A 15,814-nucleotide genomic window follows, 5' to 3' on the forward strand; every position below is an offset into this window, starting at 1 on the left:
TCTTCCTATTTATTTGTTTGTTTTATTAAGTTTTCTATTTTTTCCGCATACTCAAAAGATTCGTCTTTTCTAAAAAGTAATTTTGGTAAAAATTTCATAACCACTTTTTGTGATAAAATTTTTCTAATTAAAAATGAGTATTCCTTTAAAATATTAATTGTTTCCTCAGCATTTTTTCCACCCAATGGAAGAACATATGCTTTAGCAATTTTTAAATCAGGACTCATTCTAACCTCAGTAACCGTAATAGTATTTGTTTCTAAATTCGGCACCTTAGCCTCATTCCTTATAAAAATCATGCTTAAAGACTGCTTAATCATTTCACCTACTCTTAACTGTCTTTGTGACACTGGTTTTCCTATTCTATCTGCCATTAAATTGACCTCTCTGTAGATGTAACACTAAATGCCTCTATTGTGTCATTTTTTTGGAAATCCATATAATCTTTAACGGTTATTCCACATTCTTGACCATCACTTACCTGTTTAACTTGGTTTTTTTCTCTAAATATTGTTGAAACTTTTCCAGTATAAATAATAGCACCATCTCTAATAATTCTTATATCTGAAGTACTATTAATTTCTCCTTCAGTTACTTTTGAGCCAGCAACTTTGCCTGCACCTGAAACTTTAAATATTTCTAAAATTTGTGCAGTACCAGTAATTTTTTCTTGTACATCTGGTGCTAACAAACCTGACATCCTTTGTTTAATATAGTCTAGAACTTCATAAATAATATTGTAAGAAGATATTTTTATCTTCTCATTTTCAGCAAGTTTTTTTGCCTCTTTACTTGGTTTAACATTGAAAGCTATTAATACTGCATTTGAAGCTTTAGCTAATGTAACGTCTGTTTCTGTTACCATTCCAATATCTGCTAAAATTATTTTAGGTTTAACCTCATCATGTTTGATTTGATTAATTGCATTTTTGATTGCTTCAGATGATCCATGTACATCAGATTTAATAATTAAATTTAGTTCTTCAGTAGATTTATCTGAAAAAGCAGAATCTTGAGTTGCAAAAGTTAATGGATTTTTTCCATCCTTACTCTCTTGAGCTCTATTTTCACTCAGTGTCTTAGCTTCTTTCTCTGTATCAAGAACAATAAAATCATCTCCAGCTTTGGCAGCACCATTTATTCCTAAAATTTCAATAGGAGTAGAGGGTAATGCTTCATTAATATTTTTACCTTTATCATTAATAATAGCTCTTACTTTTCCCCACTTTAAACCACTTACAAAAAAATCACCTCTCTTAAGTGTTCCAGTTGTTACAATTATATTTGCAACTGGACCTCTGCCAACATCAATTTTTGACTCTAAAACTATTCCTGTAGCTTTAGTTTCATAATCCGTTTTAAGATCTAAAATCTCTGCTTGTAATATTATTGACTCTACTAATTTATCTAAGTTTTGTTTTGTTTTAGTTGAAATCTCAACCATTAAAGTATCACCAGATAAATCTTCAGCAATTAATTCATGCTCTAATAATTGATTTTTTATTTTCTGAGGATCTGCCTCTGGTAAATCACATTTATTTATTGCTACAACTATTGGAACATTTGCGGCTTTAGCATGCTTGATAGACTCGACTGTTTGAGGTTTAACTCCGTCGTCAGCAGCAACTACTAAAACAACCACGTCTGTTAATTTTGATCCTCTTGCTCTCATTTCTGTGAATGCAGCGTGACCTGGAGTATCAATAAATGTTAGTTTATTACCCTGACTTTCAATTTGATAAGCTCCAATGTGTTGGGTTATTCCACCAAATTCTCCTGAAACCACGTTCGCACTTCTGAGCACATCTAGTACTGATGTTTTGCCATGATCCACATGACCCATAACGGTAACTATTGGTGGTCGATTTTTTAAATTTTCTGTTCTTGAAGCTTTTATTTTTTGAATTATTTCTTCTGCTTTCTCTTCCCTAATTGGATTGTGACCAAATTCTTTAACTAAATATTCTGCAGTATCTGCAGCTAAGGTCTGATTGATAGTCACAGTAACACCCATACCAAATAAATGCTTAATTACATTGCTTGATTGTTCAGCCATTCTATTTGCAAGTTCTCTTACTGTGATTGCTTCAGGAATATTAACATCTCTTTTAATCGGTTTTAAATTTTCTTGAGAATCATCTTTCGTAGCATTTTTAATTTCTTTTTGTCTTGCTCTTTTTACTGATGCTAAACTTCTTTGTTTTGCATCAATCTCATCACTTAGTGCTCTTGATACAGTTAACTTTAACTCTCTCTTTTTTGTTCCTGCTTTTAAAGTCTTTTTATCTTTATTTTCACTATCTCCTTTAAGTCGTTTAGTGGCTCTTTGCTCAGCTAGTTTTCTCTTTTCAAAATCATTTGTTATAGGGGGTGATTTAGGATTAAATGAAGGTTTTAATGGTGTTCCTCTGTTGAAAGTTGAGGTTGTTCTTGGCTTATTCGTATTAGATCTAAATGATCCTCCTCTACTCGAGAATTTTCCAGTTTGTTTTTCAATTACTACAGAATTTTTTCCTTGAGATTTAGCAATCTCAATATTCTTGATTGATTTTTTGGCTGAGCCTGAAATTGTTAATTTTGTTTTTTTCTCCATACCTCATCACTCAATCTTTATAAACAATGTTTCTGGCAGACATAATTAGTTCATCCGCTTCTTCTTTAGATAAAGCAAAATCTTCCAGATAACCTTGGATTTTCACTCTCTCACCTTTAACAACGTCATAACCACCAGTTAATTCATCTGATGCTAAGTCTGCAAAATCTTCTAAACTTAAAATTTTTTGTTCACCAAGTGTGACTAACATTCCTGGTGTTAATCCCTTTAAATTAATCAAGGCATCTTCCAGACCTAATTCTTTAATTCTCTGAGAAATATCCTCTTGATCCTTTTCATGAAACTCTTTAGCTCTTTCTATCAATGCTTTAGCGGTGTCTTCTTCTATACCTTCTATCTTCATTAAATTTTCAGCTGAACTATCTTTGATGTCATCAATAGTTGAAAAACCTTCAGCAACAAGTAGCTGACCCAACGTTTCATCTAACTCTAAATTTTTTACAAAGTTCTCTGTTTTTTCTTTAAATTCTAATTGTCTTCGTTCAGAGTCTTCTGCATCTGTCATTATATTAATTTCATAATTTAAGAGTTTTGTCGCAAGTCTTACATTTTGACCTCTTCTTCCAATTGCTTTACTTAAATTTTCTTCCGTCAGAATTACATCAAGCTTTTTTCTTTCACTATCAACGTTTACTCTTTGTACTTCAGCAGGGGATAACGCATTTGAAACCAGCATAGCAGGGTCTTCTGACCAATTAACTATATCAATTTTCTCTCCTTGAAGTTCATTTACAACTGCTTGCACTCTTGAACCTCTCATACCTACGCAGGCACCTACTGGATCTAAAGATGTATCAACTGCTTTAACACATATTTTAGCTCTACTTCCAGGATCTCTTGAAGAGGATTTAATTTCTATTAGTCCATCATAAATTTCGGGAACTTCTTGAACAAAAAGCTTTTCCATAAATTTAGGATGAGCTCTCGATAAAAATATTTGTTGCCCTCTAGGTTCTCTTCTAACATCATAACAATAAGCTTTTATTCGATCACCTGCTTTAATATTTTCGCGAGGTATTAATTCATTTTTTTGAATTATTGCTTCAGTTCTTCCTAAATCAACAATCACATTTCCAAATTCTAATCTCTTTACAATTCCACTTAAAATAGTGTCTTTCTTATCAATAAAATCATTAAATTGCCTTTCTCTTTCAGCTTCTCTTACATTAAAACTAATTACCTGCTTTGCAGTTTGTGCAGCTATTCTTCCAAAATCAAATGAAGGAAGTGGCTGTAATACTTCGTCACCAATAGCCTTATCTTTGTTTAATTCATTTAAATTGATTGCATCTTCCAATTTTATCTCTGTATTTGCATTTTCAGGATTTTCAGCAATTATCAATTTTCTAAAAAGCTCAATATCTCCATTGTCTCTATTGATAGAAACTTTAATTTCATTTTCCTGTCCAAATTTTGATTTTGCAGCTTTAGCAATACCAGTTTCCATGGAACTTATAATTAGCTCTTTATCAATTGATTTTTCTAAAGCTACAGCTTCAGCAATTCTTAATAATTCAAGTTTGTCTGCTCTTTTATTCAACATAATTTTGTTTGCTCCAAAAAAAAATGGGCTAAGGCCCATTTTGTAAAATTCAATAATGTAGTTGCAATATAGTAAAGTTTTTTTTTAATTCAACAGAAACTATTTAGAAAAAATGTTAGTTTTATCAGTTTTTTCCCATGAAAATGAACCATTTTCTTCAGGCGCTCTACCAAAATGACCATAGGCGGCTGTTTTTTCATATATTGGTTTATTTAAATTTAACATTTCTCTGATACCTCTTGGGCTCAAATCAAAATTTTCTTTAATCTTTTCGACAACAAATTTATTTTTATCTATGTCGTTATCAAATAAATCAACGTAAATAGAAAGTGGTTTTGATACACCAATTGCATAAGCTAATTGAATTAAACATTTTTCAGCAATTTTTGAACCCACAACATTTTTAGCAATATACCTTGCCGCGTAAGCTGCCGATCTGTCAACTTTAGTTGGATCTTTTCCTGAAAAAGCACCACCACCATGAGGTGCGGCACCACCATATGTATCGACAATAATTTTTCTACCTGTCAAACCACAATCTCCATCGGGACCACCAATCACGAAATTACCTGTTGGATTTACATAAAACTCATCTTCATTGAAACCATTAAGAAAATTCTCAGGAATGGATTTTAACATATAAGGTCTTAATAAATCTCTTACTTGTGCTTGATTAACATCAGCTGAATGTTGTGAAGATATTACCACTGATTTGACTTTTGAGGGTTTTCCATCAACATATTCAAATGTTACTTGGCTTTTTGAGTCTGGTTCAATATTTTTTAACTTTCCTGACTTTCTGTCTTCCGCCATTAATCTTAAAATTTTATGAGAATAATGAATTGGTGCTGGCATTAAAACATCTGTTTCATTACATGCGTATCCAAACATGATACCTTGATCTCCAGCTCCTTCATCTTTATTTCCTGATGAGTCCACTCCCATAGCAATATCAGCTGATTGGGAATGTAAATGACTTTCAATTTTTGTGGCTTCTTTCCAGGTAAATCCTTCTTGGTCATAACCAATATCTTTTATACAATTCCTTACTTTTTGAATTAATTCATCTTTTTTAATTTCTGGTCCCCTTATTTCACCAGCTAAAACAACTTTATTTGTAGTAGTTAGTGTTTCGCAGGCAACTCTAGAATACGGATCTCCAGAAATAAAACTATCAACAACCATATCTGAAATTCTATCAGAGACTTTATCCGGATGACCTTCTGAGACAGACTCGCTTGTGAAAAGATAATTTTTTAAATTACTCATTTCTAAGTTTCTTAAATGAAAATATCAAAAAAATATACAATAAAATTATAAATCCAAAAATTTTGTTTCCAAATTTTGCAAATAGAGTTGTCTCAATTTTTCTTGACTCAATTAAATCAATGTAACCTGATTTATTTATATCAACTTTTTGCTCAATAACTCCTAGTGGATTAATAATTGCTGTTGTCCCATTATTTGCAGACCTTAAAACATATTTCCCACTCTCTATCGCTCTAAAAATACTATGAGTTAAATGTTGCTCTGGTCCAATTGATTTACCAAACCAGCCATCTTCTGAAATATTTACAATATAATCAAACTTACTATTTGTGAAAATTTTACCTGAATAAATTATCTCATAACAAATAAGGGGTAATATTTTAACTGATAAATTATTATATTTCAGATTAATTATGTTTCTTTGTTCACCTTTTGAATATGATTGATAGTCATTAGTAATTGTTTTTAAACCAATGCTTTTTAACAAGTTTTCAAGAGGTAAAAATTCACCAAAAGGAACAAGATTAATTTTGTTATATGAATTTATTACATTAAGGTCATAGTCAAAAATAGATAATGAATTAAAATATTTAATAGTTTTATTTTCATCTTCTTTGCTATTTATCCCAATTGCTAATAAATGATTTTCATTGAATTCATTTTCAAATAACCATTTGTATTCTTTTAGTTGCTCTCGTGAAATACCTGGAATAATACCTTCTGGCCAAATAAAAATTATTTTTTGATTTTTTTTAGGAGAGCTGATTTCAATTAGCTCTTCTATTGCAGTTATTGGATCAATATTATTATAAAATCTATCTATGCTTATATTTGAACTTAAAATTCTTAGTTTATAATCAAGTTTTTTTAACTCTTGATTATTAAATTTTTCTAAATTTTGTGAACCAAGTATATAAAATGACATTGTTGTAATAAGAAATGCAACACAAATACTAATATCTTTTTTATTCTTTCTTAAAATGAATATTGATGGGCTTGTAAATAATGAAATACAGAAAAGATTAAAGCTGTATGTGCCTATGACTGATGTAATGTTTAAAATTTCGATTTGATTAGAGAAACTATAAGCAATTAAATTCCAAGGGAAACCAGTGAGTATTGATCCTCTCACAAATTCTACTATTCCAAATATTAAAGAAAAAAGAAAAAATGAGCTTAAATTATTATTTGGTTTTAAAACTACAAATAGATAAGCAACTAAAGCATAAAATAAGGCTAAGAAACCAGGTATTAATATTATTGTAAAAGGTATTAAAAACTTAAAATTTTGATCAAACGTTAATGATATTGAGATCCAATATAAATTACTTACAAAATAACCAAAGCCAAATAACCAACCATAAAGAAAAAATATTCTTTTATTTTTATAAAACTCAATTTTTTTTATTAAAAATATATAGAATAAACTAAAAGTTAAAAAATTTATTACAACATAATTAAATGGAGGCAAACTTAAGGAAGTAAGCACTCCTAATAAAATTAAATAAATTAATTCAATATAAAATTTATTTTTCAATTTAATTTATTTTTGATTGTACAGATTTAAATAATAGATTTTCCTCTTTTAACATTTTGGAATAATCTTTATTTTTTTTATGATCAAAACCTAAAAGATGAAGAAAACCATGTATGAATAATTTAGTAACTTTTTCTTTAAAAGATTTTAAATTTTGTGATCTTGGTTTATCTAGATAATTATAGCTAATGATAATGTCTCCAAGATAAGTATTTTTTGAAATTTTTATTTTTTTATCTAATGGAAAAGATAATATATCGGTAGATTTATTTTTTTTTCTAAAAACCTTATTTAATTTTTTAATATTCTGATTATTTGAAAGTAATAGTGTTAAGGTTACTTTTTTATTCAAAAATTTGTATTTTTTTGGAAAAGCTTTACATATTTTTTTAAAAAAAATGTCCTTATTTTTAAGTCTTTTTGACCAAGCCTTCTCCTCGGAGAAGACATTAATACTAATCATTATTTGAGTATGCTTTAACTATTTTTGAAACAAGTGGATGTCTTACTACATCGGAGTGATCAAAATCAACTATGGATATTTCCTTTAAATGTCCAAGTAACTTTTTTGATCGGACTAATCCTGACATACTTTTATTTGGTAAATCAATTTGAGAAGGATCTCCATTGACTACTATTTTTGAATTTTCTCCAATACGTGTTAGAAACATTTTAATTTGGGTATCTGTCGCATTTTGTGCCTCGTCTAAAATTGCAAAGGAATTTTTAAGAGTTCTACCTCTCATAAAAGCTAAAGGTGCAATCTCTATATCTCCAATCTCAATCATTCTCTGTATTTTTTCAAAGTCAAAGAGATCATATAAAGAATCATACAAAGGTCTAAGATAAGGATCTACTTTTTCCTTCATATCACCAGGTAAAAATCCTAGACGCTCACCTGCTTCTACAGCGGGTCTTGAAAGAATAATTCTCTCAATCTTTTTTTCTAAAAGCATTGTTAAACCTACGGCAACTGCCAAAAAAGTTTTTCCTGTTCCTGCTGGTCCGGCTGAAATTACAATATCACTCTCCCTCAAAGCTCTCACATAACTTTTTTGTTTTTCAGATCTAGGAATTATAGATTTCTTGGGAGTTTTGATTATGTCTGTAATATTATTATTTTTTACTTTTTCATTAATCATAAAGTTATCAACTGATGAAATTATATCTTTATTCTCTATACTTCCATTATTAATAAACTGATTGGCCAAAAACTGAATAGCGTTTTTAATCTTTTCATTTTTTTCAGGTGTTGATTTAATTAAAATTGAATTTCCCCTTGAATATAAACTACAACTTGTAATTCTTTCCAATTCTTGTAAATTTTTATTAAATTCTCCAACAACACCCATTAACAAGTTATTGTCATGAAATATAACACTAAGATAATTGTTATCTGAATAAACAAATTTTAAAGACTGATCGATATTTTTTTTTGTTATTCCAGTCAAATTCTATGCAACCTTCTTGTCTGAATTAGTAGTAGCTTCACCGAATAAAGTATTTCTATTACTATCTTTAATTCTTACTTGCACTATTTTTCCAATATCTTTCTTTTTACCATTAAATATTACAGATGTCATATACTCAGATCTACCAAAAGCTTTACTTTTATCTTCAGTTAAATTTTCAACCAATACATCAATAATTTTACCCTCCAATGATTTATTCATTCGTATTTGATTTTCGAATAAAATAGTCTGAATTTTTTCTAATCTTTCAATAGAAATTTTTTTTTCAATTAATTCTAAATTTTCAGCCACTGTTCCAGGTCTTGGACTAAAGATAAATGAATAAGAGTTTATAAATTTAATCCTTTCAATTAATCTGATGGTATCCTTAAAATCCTGATCTTCTTCACCAGGATAACCTATAATAAAATCACTTGAAAATTCTATATTTGGATTAATTTCTTTTAATTTATCAAAAGTGCTTAAATATTCCTCAATGCTATGTTTTCTATTCATTGATCCTAAAATTTTATTAGATCCACTTTGAACAGGTAAATGTACAAGTGGCATTAACTTTTTAGAAGATTTATACGCTTCAATCAAATCCTCTGTCATATCTTTTGGGTGAGAAGTTGTATATCTAACTCTCTTAATTTCAGATAATTTTTCAATATTTAAAATCAAATCAGATAGTCTGTATCCCTCATTGTCATAAGCATTTACATTTTGACCAAGTAAAATTATTTCTCTTGTGCCATTATCAGCTAAATATTTTGCTTCATCTAAAATTTGATTAAATGGACGAGAATATTCTGGTCCTCTTGTATATGGGACTACACAAAAATGACAAAACTTATCGCACCCTTCCTGAATAGTTAAGAAGGATGAAACTTTTCCAGCTTCATTTTTTATTTTACTTAAATATTTAAATTTAGAAACTGCATCAAACTCTGTCTCTTCTATTTTTTTATTTTTTTCAGTATAATTTAAAATTGTATCATTAATTTTATGATAAGCTTGAGGACCAATAACCAAATCTATATAAGGTTCTCTTTTAAGCATTTCCTGATTTTCTGCTTGAGCTACACACCCTGCAATAATTACCAATGGCTTTTTTTTAGATCTAAAAATTTTTTTTACTCTACCTATTTCGGAGTAAACTTTTTCTTTTGCTTTGTCTCTAATATGGCATGTATTTAAAAGATAACAGTTTGCTTCTTCATATTTTTCTGTTTTTTCATAACCAATTTTTTTAACTGAATCATATATTCTATTTGAGTCATACTCATTCATTTGACATCCAAAAGTTTTAATAAATATTTTATGGTTCATATTATTGGGATTTTTTCTTAACCCCATATAATTCTAATTTATGGTCCACTAGAGTATATCCATATTTCTCTGCAACTTTTTTTTGAAGCTTTTCAATTTCTTCATCTACAAATTCGATAATCTCGCCAGTTTTCACATCAATTAAATGGTCATGATGACCTTCATTTAATTCCTCATATCTAGCTTTTCCACCTTTAAACTCGTGCTTTGTTAAAATTCCTGTCTCTTCAAATAATTTTACTGTTCTATAAACAGTTGCAATACTTATTTTTGGATCAATTTTAGACACTCTATTATAAAGCTCATCTACGTCCGGATGGTCAGAAGACTCGGACATTACTTGTGCAATAACTCTTCTTTGATCAGTTAATTTAACTCCTTTTGCTACACATTTTTGCTCTATTGTATCTGACATAAAATAATTTTAACTTAAATAAATAGGGTTAATCAAATTTTTTTTAACATTAAATTTATCGCACAAATGTGGGATATTTTCGTATTTTATGTCTTTTTCACCTTTAAAATCTTGAATGCTATAACAATAGTAATCAATTTTATTAGTTAAATTAAATGCTTTAACTATAGATAGAGAATTTCTTATTCCTGCAAAGCTTCCGGGACCCCTATTTAAGTAGATTGTATTTATATCTTTTAACTTTAATTGATGGGAATTTAAAAAATCATTAATAATTAAAGTTAATTTTTCGTAATTAATTTTAGTATTCTCTTTAGTAATATTATAAATATCATTATTAGTTATGATCATTAAAAAAATTTTTTCGCTGGCTACATCAATTATCAGTTTATTCATAATTATTTTATTTTCTAATATCAGTTCTAAATCAGATGAGAATAATATCAAATATTATTCAAATGATGAAGGAATTCTATCAATAATGTATCACCGTTTTAATGAAAACAAATACCCTTCAACAAATATTAGAATGGAAATATTTAGAGAACATATCGATATTATTAGAAAATCAAACTTTGATTTTCATAATCCAAATAATTTTGATAAACAATTTAATATACCAAAATCAAAAAAAGAAATTCTCATAACTATCGACGATGCTTTTGAGTCTTTTTATAATGAAGCATGGCCATATCTAAAAGAAAATAAAATTCCATTTATTTTATTTGTTTCAACTGAGCCTATAGGAAAAAGAGGCTATATGACCTGGGAACAAATTAAAGAAGTTGAAAGTAATAATTTTGCATATATAGGGCATCATTCTCATACTCATGAATATCTTATTGATGTAAGTAATGACGATTTTATTTTAGATATTGAAACAGCAAATAAAATTTTTCTAAGAGAACTTGGTTACGTACCTAGTCTATTTTCATATCCATTTGGTGAATACTCTAAGTTTATGAAAGATTACATATCTAAAAATTTCAAATATGCTTTTGGCCAACATTCTGGAGTCATTGATTTAAATAAAGATAAATTTGAATTACCTAGATTTCCAATTAATGAGAAATATGGAGAGTTAAAAAGATTCAAATCGATAATAAATTATTTTCCCCTTGAATATAAAAAAATACTTCCTGAAGAAAAACAATTATTCGAAAACACTAATCCTCCAAATTTCAAAGTTGAATTTTTCAAAGAACAAAAAAATTTATCTTATATCAATTGTTATTCTAATGAGGGAGATCTTTGGGAAAAATCTAAAACAAGATTTGCCAATAACTCTCTAACAATTGAATTTAGAGAACCGTTCAAACCAAGAAGAGGTAGAATTAATTGCTCTCTAAATGATAATGGAAAATGGAGATGGTTTGGTGTGCAATTTCCTATTAAAGAAAATTAAATCAAACTTTCTAAATCTTTGCTTGATGGTAGCAATCTAGCCTCGTCAAAATCTTTTAAATTATTCTGTTCAATAATTTTTTGTAATACCTCTATGTATTGACTTCCTGTTTCAGCATATTTATCTAAATATTTTGATAAAATTAAACTATCTAAAGGTTTATTTTGATTTCTAAGTTCTGTTCTTGCTTTTCTAAAATTTCTATATGTTGAATGTGTATTCAAATTTCTCAAATATGCTCTAACAGACAACCGCAAACTATGAAATTTCATAACCTTATGATCTTTACCCTCATCAGCATTTTTAGGTTTTAATCCTTCTCCTGACCATGTCCATTGTCCAAATAACGCATTCCCCTTTAAAGCAAATCTTGAAGTACCCCATCCAGTTTCTTTAGCAGCTTGAGCTATTGCTAGTGAAACTGGTATTTCATCCATTCTTACTTTCAATGTAGATAAATCGTTTTTTCTTGCACCATATTGTTTATACTTTTTTTCTAACCATTTTTTTTCAATATCAGTGTTGCTATTCTTATTTAAAATTGTGAATAATCTTTTTCTGTCAATTCTAATCTTATTGTTTTCCTTAACAATTAAAGGTAAAATAATCTTTATAAACATTTCTTTTCTTTTTTTAGTGTTTCCAATATTTTTAATTTCATTCGGTAGAAGACCGATATCTATTGGTTTTACTAATTTAGTATCCCTCACATCTTTTAAATTATAATTCACTTCTTTAAATAATGAGTCAATCTCAGATGTTGTGTATCTAACTAGATTAATTTCAGAATTATTATCCTCTAAAATATCATATAATAAATCTATTTCATCAACATCTGCTGATGAGTCTTCCTCAATTAATTTATCTTTATTTAAAGTATGATTTAAAATATTTTTTGAATTGTTAGTGTATTCTTTGTTATTGAAATTTTTATCTGTAAAATTGATAATTATCGGCGCCACATAAAAGAATGAAATTACGATAAAAGAACTTAAAAAAAATCGTGAAACTATGTTAAGGCTTTTATTTTTTAGAAAACCTGATTTTTTTAATTTTCTCATAATTAATTATTGTATGGCAACAACTTCTTTTACCTCTGGTATATAATGACATAAAAGATTTTGAACGCCTTGTTTTAAAGTCATGGTTGAACTAGGACAACCTGAACAACTTCCTTGTAATTGTACCTTTACAACTCCATCTTTAAACTCTTTAAATTTTATATCTCCTCCGTCTTTAGCAACAGCAGGCCTTATTTTTTGTTCTAAAATTTTTACTATTTTTTCCTCAATTTCGTTAAAATCTGAAACTTCATCTTTAATATTTTCGTCAATAACAAACTCTTTACCATCCGCGTAAAAATCATTTATTAAAGAAATTACTATATGTTTAATTTCCTCCCACTTAATCTTTTCATTCTTATTTACTGAAATGAAATCTTGACCTAAAAATATACCCTCTACACCATTAATTGACAAAATATTTCTCACCAATTCATTTTTTACATCTTCTTTGTTTGTAATTTCATATGGGCCACTATTTGAAACTTTCTTTCCAGGAAGAAATTTCAAGGAATTTGGATTTGGTGTTACTTCTGTTTGAACGAACATGAATTATATATAGTTAATATTTTAAAAAATAAAACTTGATAATAAATTTTTTTTAAAAACCCACTATTTCTTTAATTCTTTCAATCTTTTTAGATGCAATCAAATTAGCTTTTTCAACTCCATCTAGAAGAATTTTATCCAAATAACTTTTATCTCCTAAAAGTTTTTTTATATCATTAGAAATAGGTTCAATTTTATTCACAAGTTCTTCAGCTAATTGTTCTTTAAATTCTGAAAAGTTTTTACCTGCAAAATTTTTTACTGTGTTTTCTAATTTAGAATTAGTTAAACTTGAATATATTCCTAAAAGATTTTTCGCTTCTAATCTTTTATCAAGTTCCTCTATATCTTGTGGCATAGGCAAAGGATCAGTTTTCGCCTTTTTGATTTTGTTTATTATTTGATCTTTGTTATCTGTTAAATTTATCCTACTTAAATCTGATAACTCTGATTTACTCATTTTTTTTGAACCATCTTTTAAACTCATTATTCTTGAAAATTCTTTTTGAATTAAAGGTTCAGGAACTTGAAGAAAATTTTCTACTTCAAAATCGTTATTAAATTTTTGAGCTATATCTCTACATAGCTCCAAATGTTGCTTTTGATCATCACCTACTGGAACATGAGTAGCATCATATAGAAGAATATCAGCAGCCATTAAAACTGGATAAGAATATAAACCAATGCTGGCCTTTTCTTTGTCTTTACCTGCTTTCTCCTTAAATTGAGTCATCCTATTTAACCAGCCCATTCTAGCAACACAGCTTAATATCCATGCTCCTTCCGCATGAGCAGCCACACTAGATTGATTAAAAATTACACTTTTTTTTGCATCTATTCCGCTTGCTACAAAAGTTGCAACAGTTTCCCGTATATTATTTTTTAATTCTTTAGGATCTTGCCTTACTGTAATGGCATGTAGATCAACTACACAAAAAATACATTTATTATCTTTATCGTTATTTAAGTCTACAAAATTTTTTATGGCACCTAAATAATTTCCAAGATGAAGATTACCTGTAGGCTGAACACCAGAGAATATTTTTTTACCCATAAAATCAATACTTTAATTTAATATCATTCATTTGAAAAGCTTTGATGAAATAACACACAATTAAATAAAACAATAATCCCAATATAACAGATAAAACTAAATAAAAAGATTTAATTGATTGATTAAATGCTAATTCGTTTTGGAAATAATTTAATATAAAATTAAAAAATAAACCCATCATAATTGATGCAAAAATTATTTTAATAAATTTGACAAAAAATATTTGATTAAAATAAAATAATTTTTGATTTTTTAAAAATAAAAATAATAATATTGAATTAAACCAAGATGAAATAGATGTGGCTATTGGAATTATTATAAAACCAATTTCATTAAAAAAATATAAACTGATAAAAATGTTAACCAATACTGAGATCAAAGAAATGTAAAATGGAGTTGTGGTATCATGGTTTGCAAAGAAAAAACTTGAAAAAACTTTTATCAATGCAAAAGCAGGCAGACCTAAAGCAAAATAATATAAAGCTAAGCTTGAGTTGCTCACAGAATTTTCATTGAAAGACCCATAACCAAATAAAGCTGAAATAATTTGTTCTGATCCTATGATTAAAGCGATAGTTGCTGGAAGACTTAAGAATAAACTTAATTCAAGAGCTTTATTTTGTATAAGCAAAATCTTATTTTTTTTCTTAGATTGAATATGCTTTGAAAGCTGTGGAAGAATTACAACTCCAATTGCGATACCAGCTATAGCTAGGTTAATTTGATAAATTCTATCAGCATAATATAAGTAAGAAACTGCACTTGCTTGAAATGATGCAATTATTGTCCCAATTAAAATATTAATTTGCGTGACACCTGATGAAAAAATACTTGGTAAAAGTTTTTTAAAAAAAAATTTAACTTTTTTACTTACTTTTAATTCAAGACTAAATTTAAGTGAGTAATATTTTGATACATATTTATATAAAAATATTAATTGTAAAAAACCAGCTAGAGAAACCCCATAAGATAAATAATATACCAACTGATCACCTAGATTTTTTGAAAAAATTAATACTAAAATTAAAACAATATTCAATATTATTGGTGCTGCTGCAGCAGCTGCAAATTTATTATGTGAATTTAAGATTGCGGAAAAAAATGAGGCTAAACATATAAAAAATAAAAAAGGAAAAGTAATTCTTGTTAAATTAATTGCTACATCCATTTTTTTTAAATCACCCACAAATCCTGGGGCAATAATAGAAACAAATGCTGGCATGAAAATTTCAATTATTATTGTTAAAAATAACAACCCTAAAAAAAGGAGATTAAAAATATCGTTAGCAAATTTGTTTGATTGTTTTTTTCCCTTGTTTATTTCTGATGAATAACTTGGAACAAATGCTGCATTAAAGGTGCCTTCAGCAAACAATCTTCTAAAAGTATTAGGGATTCTAAATGCTACAAAAAATGCGTCAGCTAACATTCCTGTGCCTAGAAAAATTGCTATTAAAATATCTCTTAAATAACCAAGCAATCTACTAATGATAGTATAAAAACCAAATGTGCCTGTTGACTTAAGTAAGTTCATAAATCATATTAGTCTTAATTTTACCCCAATTGTACATTTATTGTTATCAG

Annotated in this window: 15 protein-coding genes; 1 reads left to right on the forward strand and 14 read right to left on the reverse strand. The window is 28.0% G+C overall.

What is annotated here, in order from left to right; genetic code table 11:
* Positions 1–5 precede the first annotated feature (5 nt).
* From rbfA to ACTT9X_RS06335, 10 genes are all read right to left on the reverse strand, one after another.
* A complete protein-coding gene (gene rbfA, locus ACTT9X_RS06290; RefSeq protein ID WP_440934783.1) occupies positions 6–374 on the reverse strand; it encodes a 30S ribosome-binding factor RbfA in 369 nt (122 codons plus the stop codon).
* Positions 374–2,593, reverse strand: coding sequence for a translation initiation factor IF-2 (infB, locus tag ACTT9X_RS06295; RefSeq protein WP_440934784.1), 2,220 nt, complete (start codon positions 2,591–2,593; stop codon positions 374–376). Before infB ends, rbfA begins: the two co-directional genes overlap by 1 nt.
* Before the next feature lie 10 nt (positions 2,594–2,603).
* Complete coding sequence (gene nusA, locus ACTT9X_RS06300) at positions 2,604–4,157, reverse strand: transcription termination factor NusA (RefSeq protein ID WP_440934785.1); 1,554 nt, start codon at positions 4,155–4,157, stop codon at positions 2,604–2,606.
* A 99-nt stretch (positions 4,158–4,256) separates the two neighbouring features.
* The gene (gene metK, locus ACTT9X_RS06305; RefSeq protein WP_440934786.1) at positions 4,257–5,426 is read right to left on the reverse strand and encodes a methionine adenosyltransferase; all 1,170 of its coding nucleotides are present in this window, start codon (positions 5,424–5,426) and stop codon (positions 4,257–4,259) included.
* On the reverse strand, positions 5,419–6,963 hold the full coding sequence (lnt, locus tag ACTT9X_RS06310; RefSeq protein ID WP_440934787.1) for an apolipoprotein N-acyltransferase: 1,545 nt from the start codon (positions 6,961–6,963) through the stop codon (positions 5,419–5,421). Before lnt ends, metK begins: the two co-directional genes overlap by 8 nt.
* A 1-nt stretch (position 6,964) precedes the next feature.
* Positions 6,965–7,426 carry an rRNA maturation RNase YbeY gene (gene ybeY, locus ACTT9X_RS06315; RefSeq protein ID WP_440934788.1) on the reverse strand — a complete coding sequence of 154 codons (462 nt, stop codon included), beginning with the start codon at positions 7,424–7,426 and terminating at the stop codon, positions 6,965–6,967.
* On the reverse strand, positions 7,419–8,414 hold the full coding sequence (locus ACTT9X_RS06320; protein ID WP_440934789.1) for a PhoH family protein: 996 nt from the start codon (positions 8,412–8,414) through the stop codon (positions 7,419–7,421). Before ACTT9X_RS06320 ends, ybeY begins: the two co-directional genes overlap by 8 nt.
* Before the next feature lie 3 nt (positions 8,415–8,417).
* Positions 8,418–9,746, reverse strand: a complete 1,329-nt coding sequence (gene miaB, locus ACTT9X_RS06325) for a tRNA (N6-isopentenyl adenosine(37)-C2)-methylthiotransferase MiaB (protein WP_440934790.1) — start codon at positions 9,744–9,746, stop codon at positions 8,418–8,420.
* A 1-nt stretch (position 9,747) separates the two neighbouring features.
* Positions 9,748–10,161: a Fur family transcriptional regulator gene (locus tag ACTT9X_RS06330; RefSeq protein ID WP_440934791.1), complete on the reverse strand. Its 414-nt coding sequence runs from the start codon at positions 10,159–10,161 to the stop codon at positions 9,748–9,750.
* Positions 10,162–10,170: 9 nt separating this feature from the next.
* Positions 10,171–10,512, reverse strand: a complete 342-nt coding sequence (locus tag ACTT9X_RS06335) for a peptidase M22 (RefSeq protein ID WP_440934792.1) — start codon at positions 10,510–10,512, stop codon at positions 10,171–10,173.
* Here ACTT9X_RS06335 and ACTT9X_RS06340 point away from each other — a divergent pair.
* Positions 10,505–11,566 (forward strand): polysaccharide deacetylase family protein, encoded by a 1,062-nt coding sequence (locus ACTT9X_RS06340; protein ID WP_440934793.1) that lies wholly within the window; start codon positions 10,505–10,507, stop codon positions 11,564–11,566. The genes ACTT9X_RS06335 and ACTT9X_RS06340 overlap by 8 nt on opposite strands.
* On the opposite strand, the gene ACTT9X_RS06345 is transcribed toward ACTT9X_RS06340, so the two are convergent.
* The 4 genes from ACTT9X_RS06345 to murJ are packed head-to-tail and all read right to left on the reverse strand — an operon-like array spanning position 11,563 to position 15,764.
* Positions 11,563–12,627 (reverse strand): glucosaminidase domain-containing protein, encoded by a 1,065-nt coding sequence (locus tag ACTT9X_RS06345; protein WP_440934794.1) that lies wholly within the window; start codon positions 12,625–12,627, stop codon positions 11,563–11,565. The genes ACTT9X_RS06340 and ACTT9X_RS06345 overlap by 4 nt on opposite strands.
* Before the next feature lie 6 nt (positions 12,628–12,633).
* Entirely contained in the window at positions 12,634–13,176 is a 543-nt protein-coding gene (locus tag ACTT9X_RS06350) for a NifU family protein (protein ID WP_440934795.1), read from the reverse strand.
* Positions 13,177–13,228: 52 nt separating this feature from the next.
* Positions 13,229–14,230 carry a tryptophan--tRNA ligase gene (trpS, locus tag ACTT9X_RS06355; protein WP_440934796.1) on the reverse strand — a complete coding sequence of 334 codons (1,002 nt, stop codon included), beginning with the start codon at positions 14,228–14,230 and terminating at the stop codon, positions 13,229–13,231.
* Positions 14,231–14,234: 4 nt separating this feature from the next.
* Positions 14,235–15,764, reverse strand: coding sequence for a murein biosynthesis integral membrane protein MurJ (gene murJ / locus ACTT9X_RS06360; protein ID WP_440934797.1), 1,530 nt, complete (start codon positions 15,762–15,764; stop codon positions 14,235–14,237).
* Positions 15,765–15,814 lie beyond the last annotated feature (50 nt).

The organism is Candidatus Pelagibacter sp., from assembly GCF_052049855.1.
Classification (GTDB): Bacteria; Pseudomonadota; Alphaproteobacteria; order Pelagibacterales; family Pelagibacteraceae; genus Pelagibacter.

What these genes read in the sequence shown, in the direction of transcription:
- rbfA (WP_440934783.1), bottom strand. Translation starts at nt 374, where the DNA reads ATGGCAGATAGAATAGGAAAACCAGTGTCACAAAGACAGTTAAGAGTA.
- trpS (WP_440934796.1), bottom strand. Translation starts at nt 14,230, where the DNA reads ATGGGTAAAAAAATATTCTCTGGTGTTCAGCCTACAGGTAATCTTCAT.
- infB (WP_440934784.1), bottom strand. Translation starts at nt 2,593, where the DNA reads ATGGAGAAAAAAACAAAATTAACAATTTCAGGCTCAGCCAAAAAATCA.
- miaB (WP_440934790.1), bottom strand. Translation starts at nt 9,746, where the DNA reads ATGAACCATAAAATATTTATTAAAACTTTTGGATGTCAAATGAATGAG.
- metK (WP_440934786.1), bottom strand. Translation starts at nt 5,426, where the DNA reads ATGAGTAATTTAAAAAATTATCTTTTCACAAGCGAGTCTGTCTCAGAA.
- nusA (WP_440934785.1), bottom strand. Translation starts at nt 4,157, where the DNA reads ATGTTGAATAAAAGAGCAGACAAACTTGAATTATTAAGAATTGCTGAA.
- ACTT9X_RS06350 (WP_440934795.1), bottom strand. Translation starts at nt 13,176, where the DNA reads ATGTTCGTTCAAACAGAAGTAACACCAAATCCAAATTCCTTGAAATTT.
- ACTT9X_RS06335 (WP_440934792.1), bottom strand. Translation starts at nt 10,512, where the DNA reads ATGATCATAACTAATAATGATATTTATAATATTACTAAAGAGAATACT.
- ACTT9X_RS06330 (WP_440934791.1), bottom strand. Translation starts at nt 10,161, where the DNA reads ATGTCAGATACAATAGAGCAAAAATGTGTAGCAAAAGGAGTTAAATTA.
- ACTT9X_RS06345 (WP_440934794.1), bottom strand. Translation starts at nt 12,627, where the DNA reads ATGAGAAAATTAAAAAAATCAGGTTTTCTAAAAAATAAAAGCCTTAAC.
- murJ (WP_440934797.1), bottom strand. Translation starts at nt 15,764, where the DNA reads ATGAACTTACTTAAGTCAACAGGCACATTTGGTTTTTATACTATCATT.
- ACTT9X_RS06340 (WP_440934793.1), top strand. Translation starts at nt 10,505, where the DNA reads ATGATCATTAAAAAAATTTTTTCGCTGGCTACATCAATTATCAGTTTA.
- ybeY (WP_440934788.1), bottom strand. Translation starts at nt 7,426, where the DNA reads ATGATTAGTATTAATGTCTTCTCCGAGGAGAAGGCTTGGTCAAAAAGA.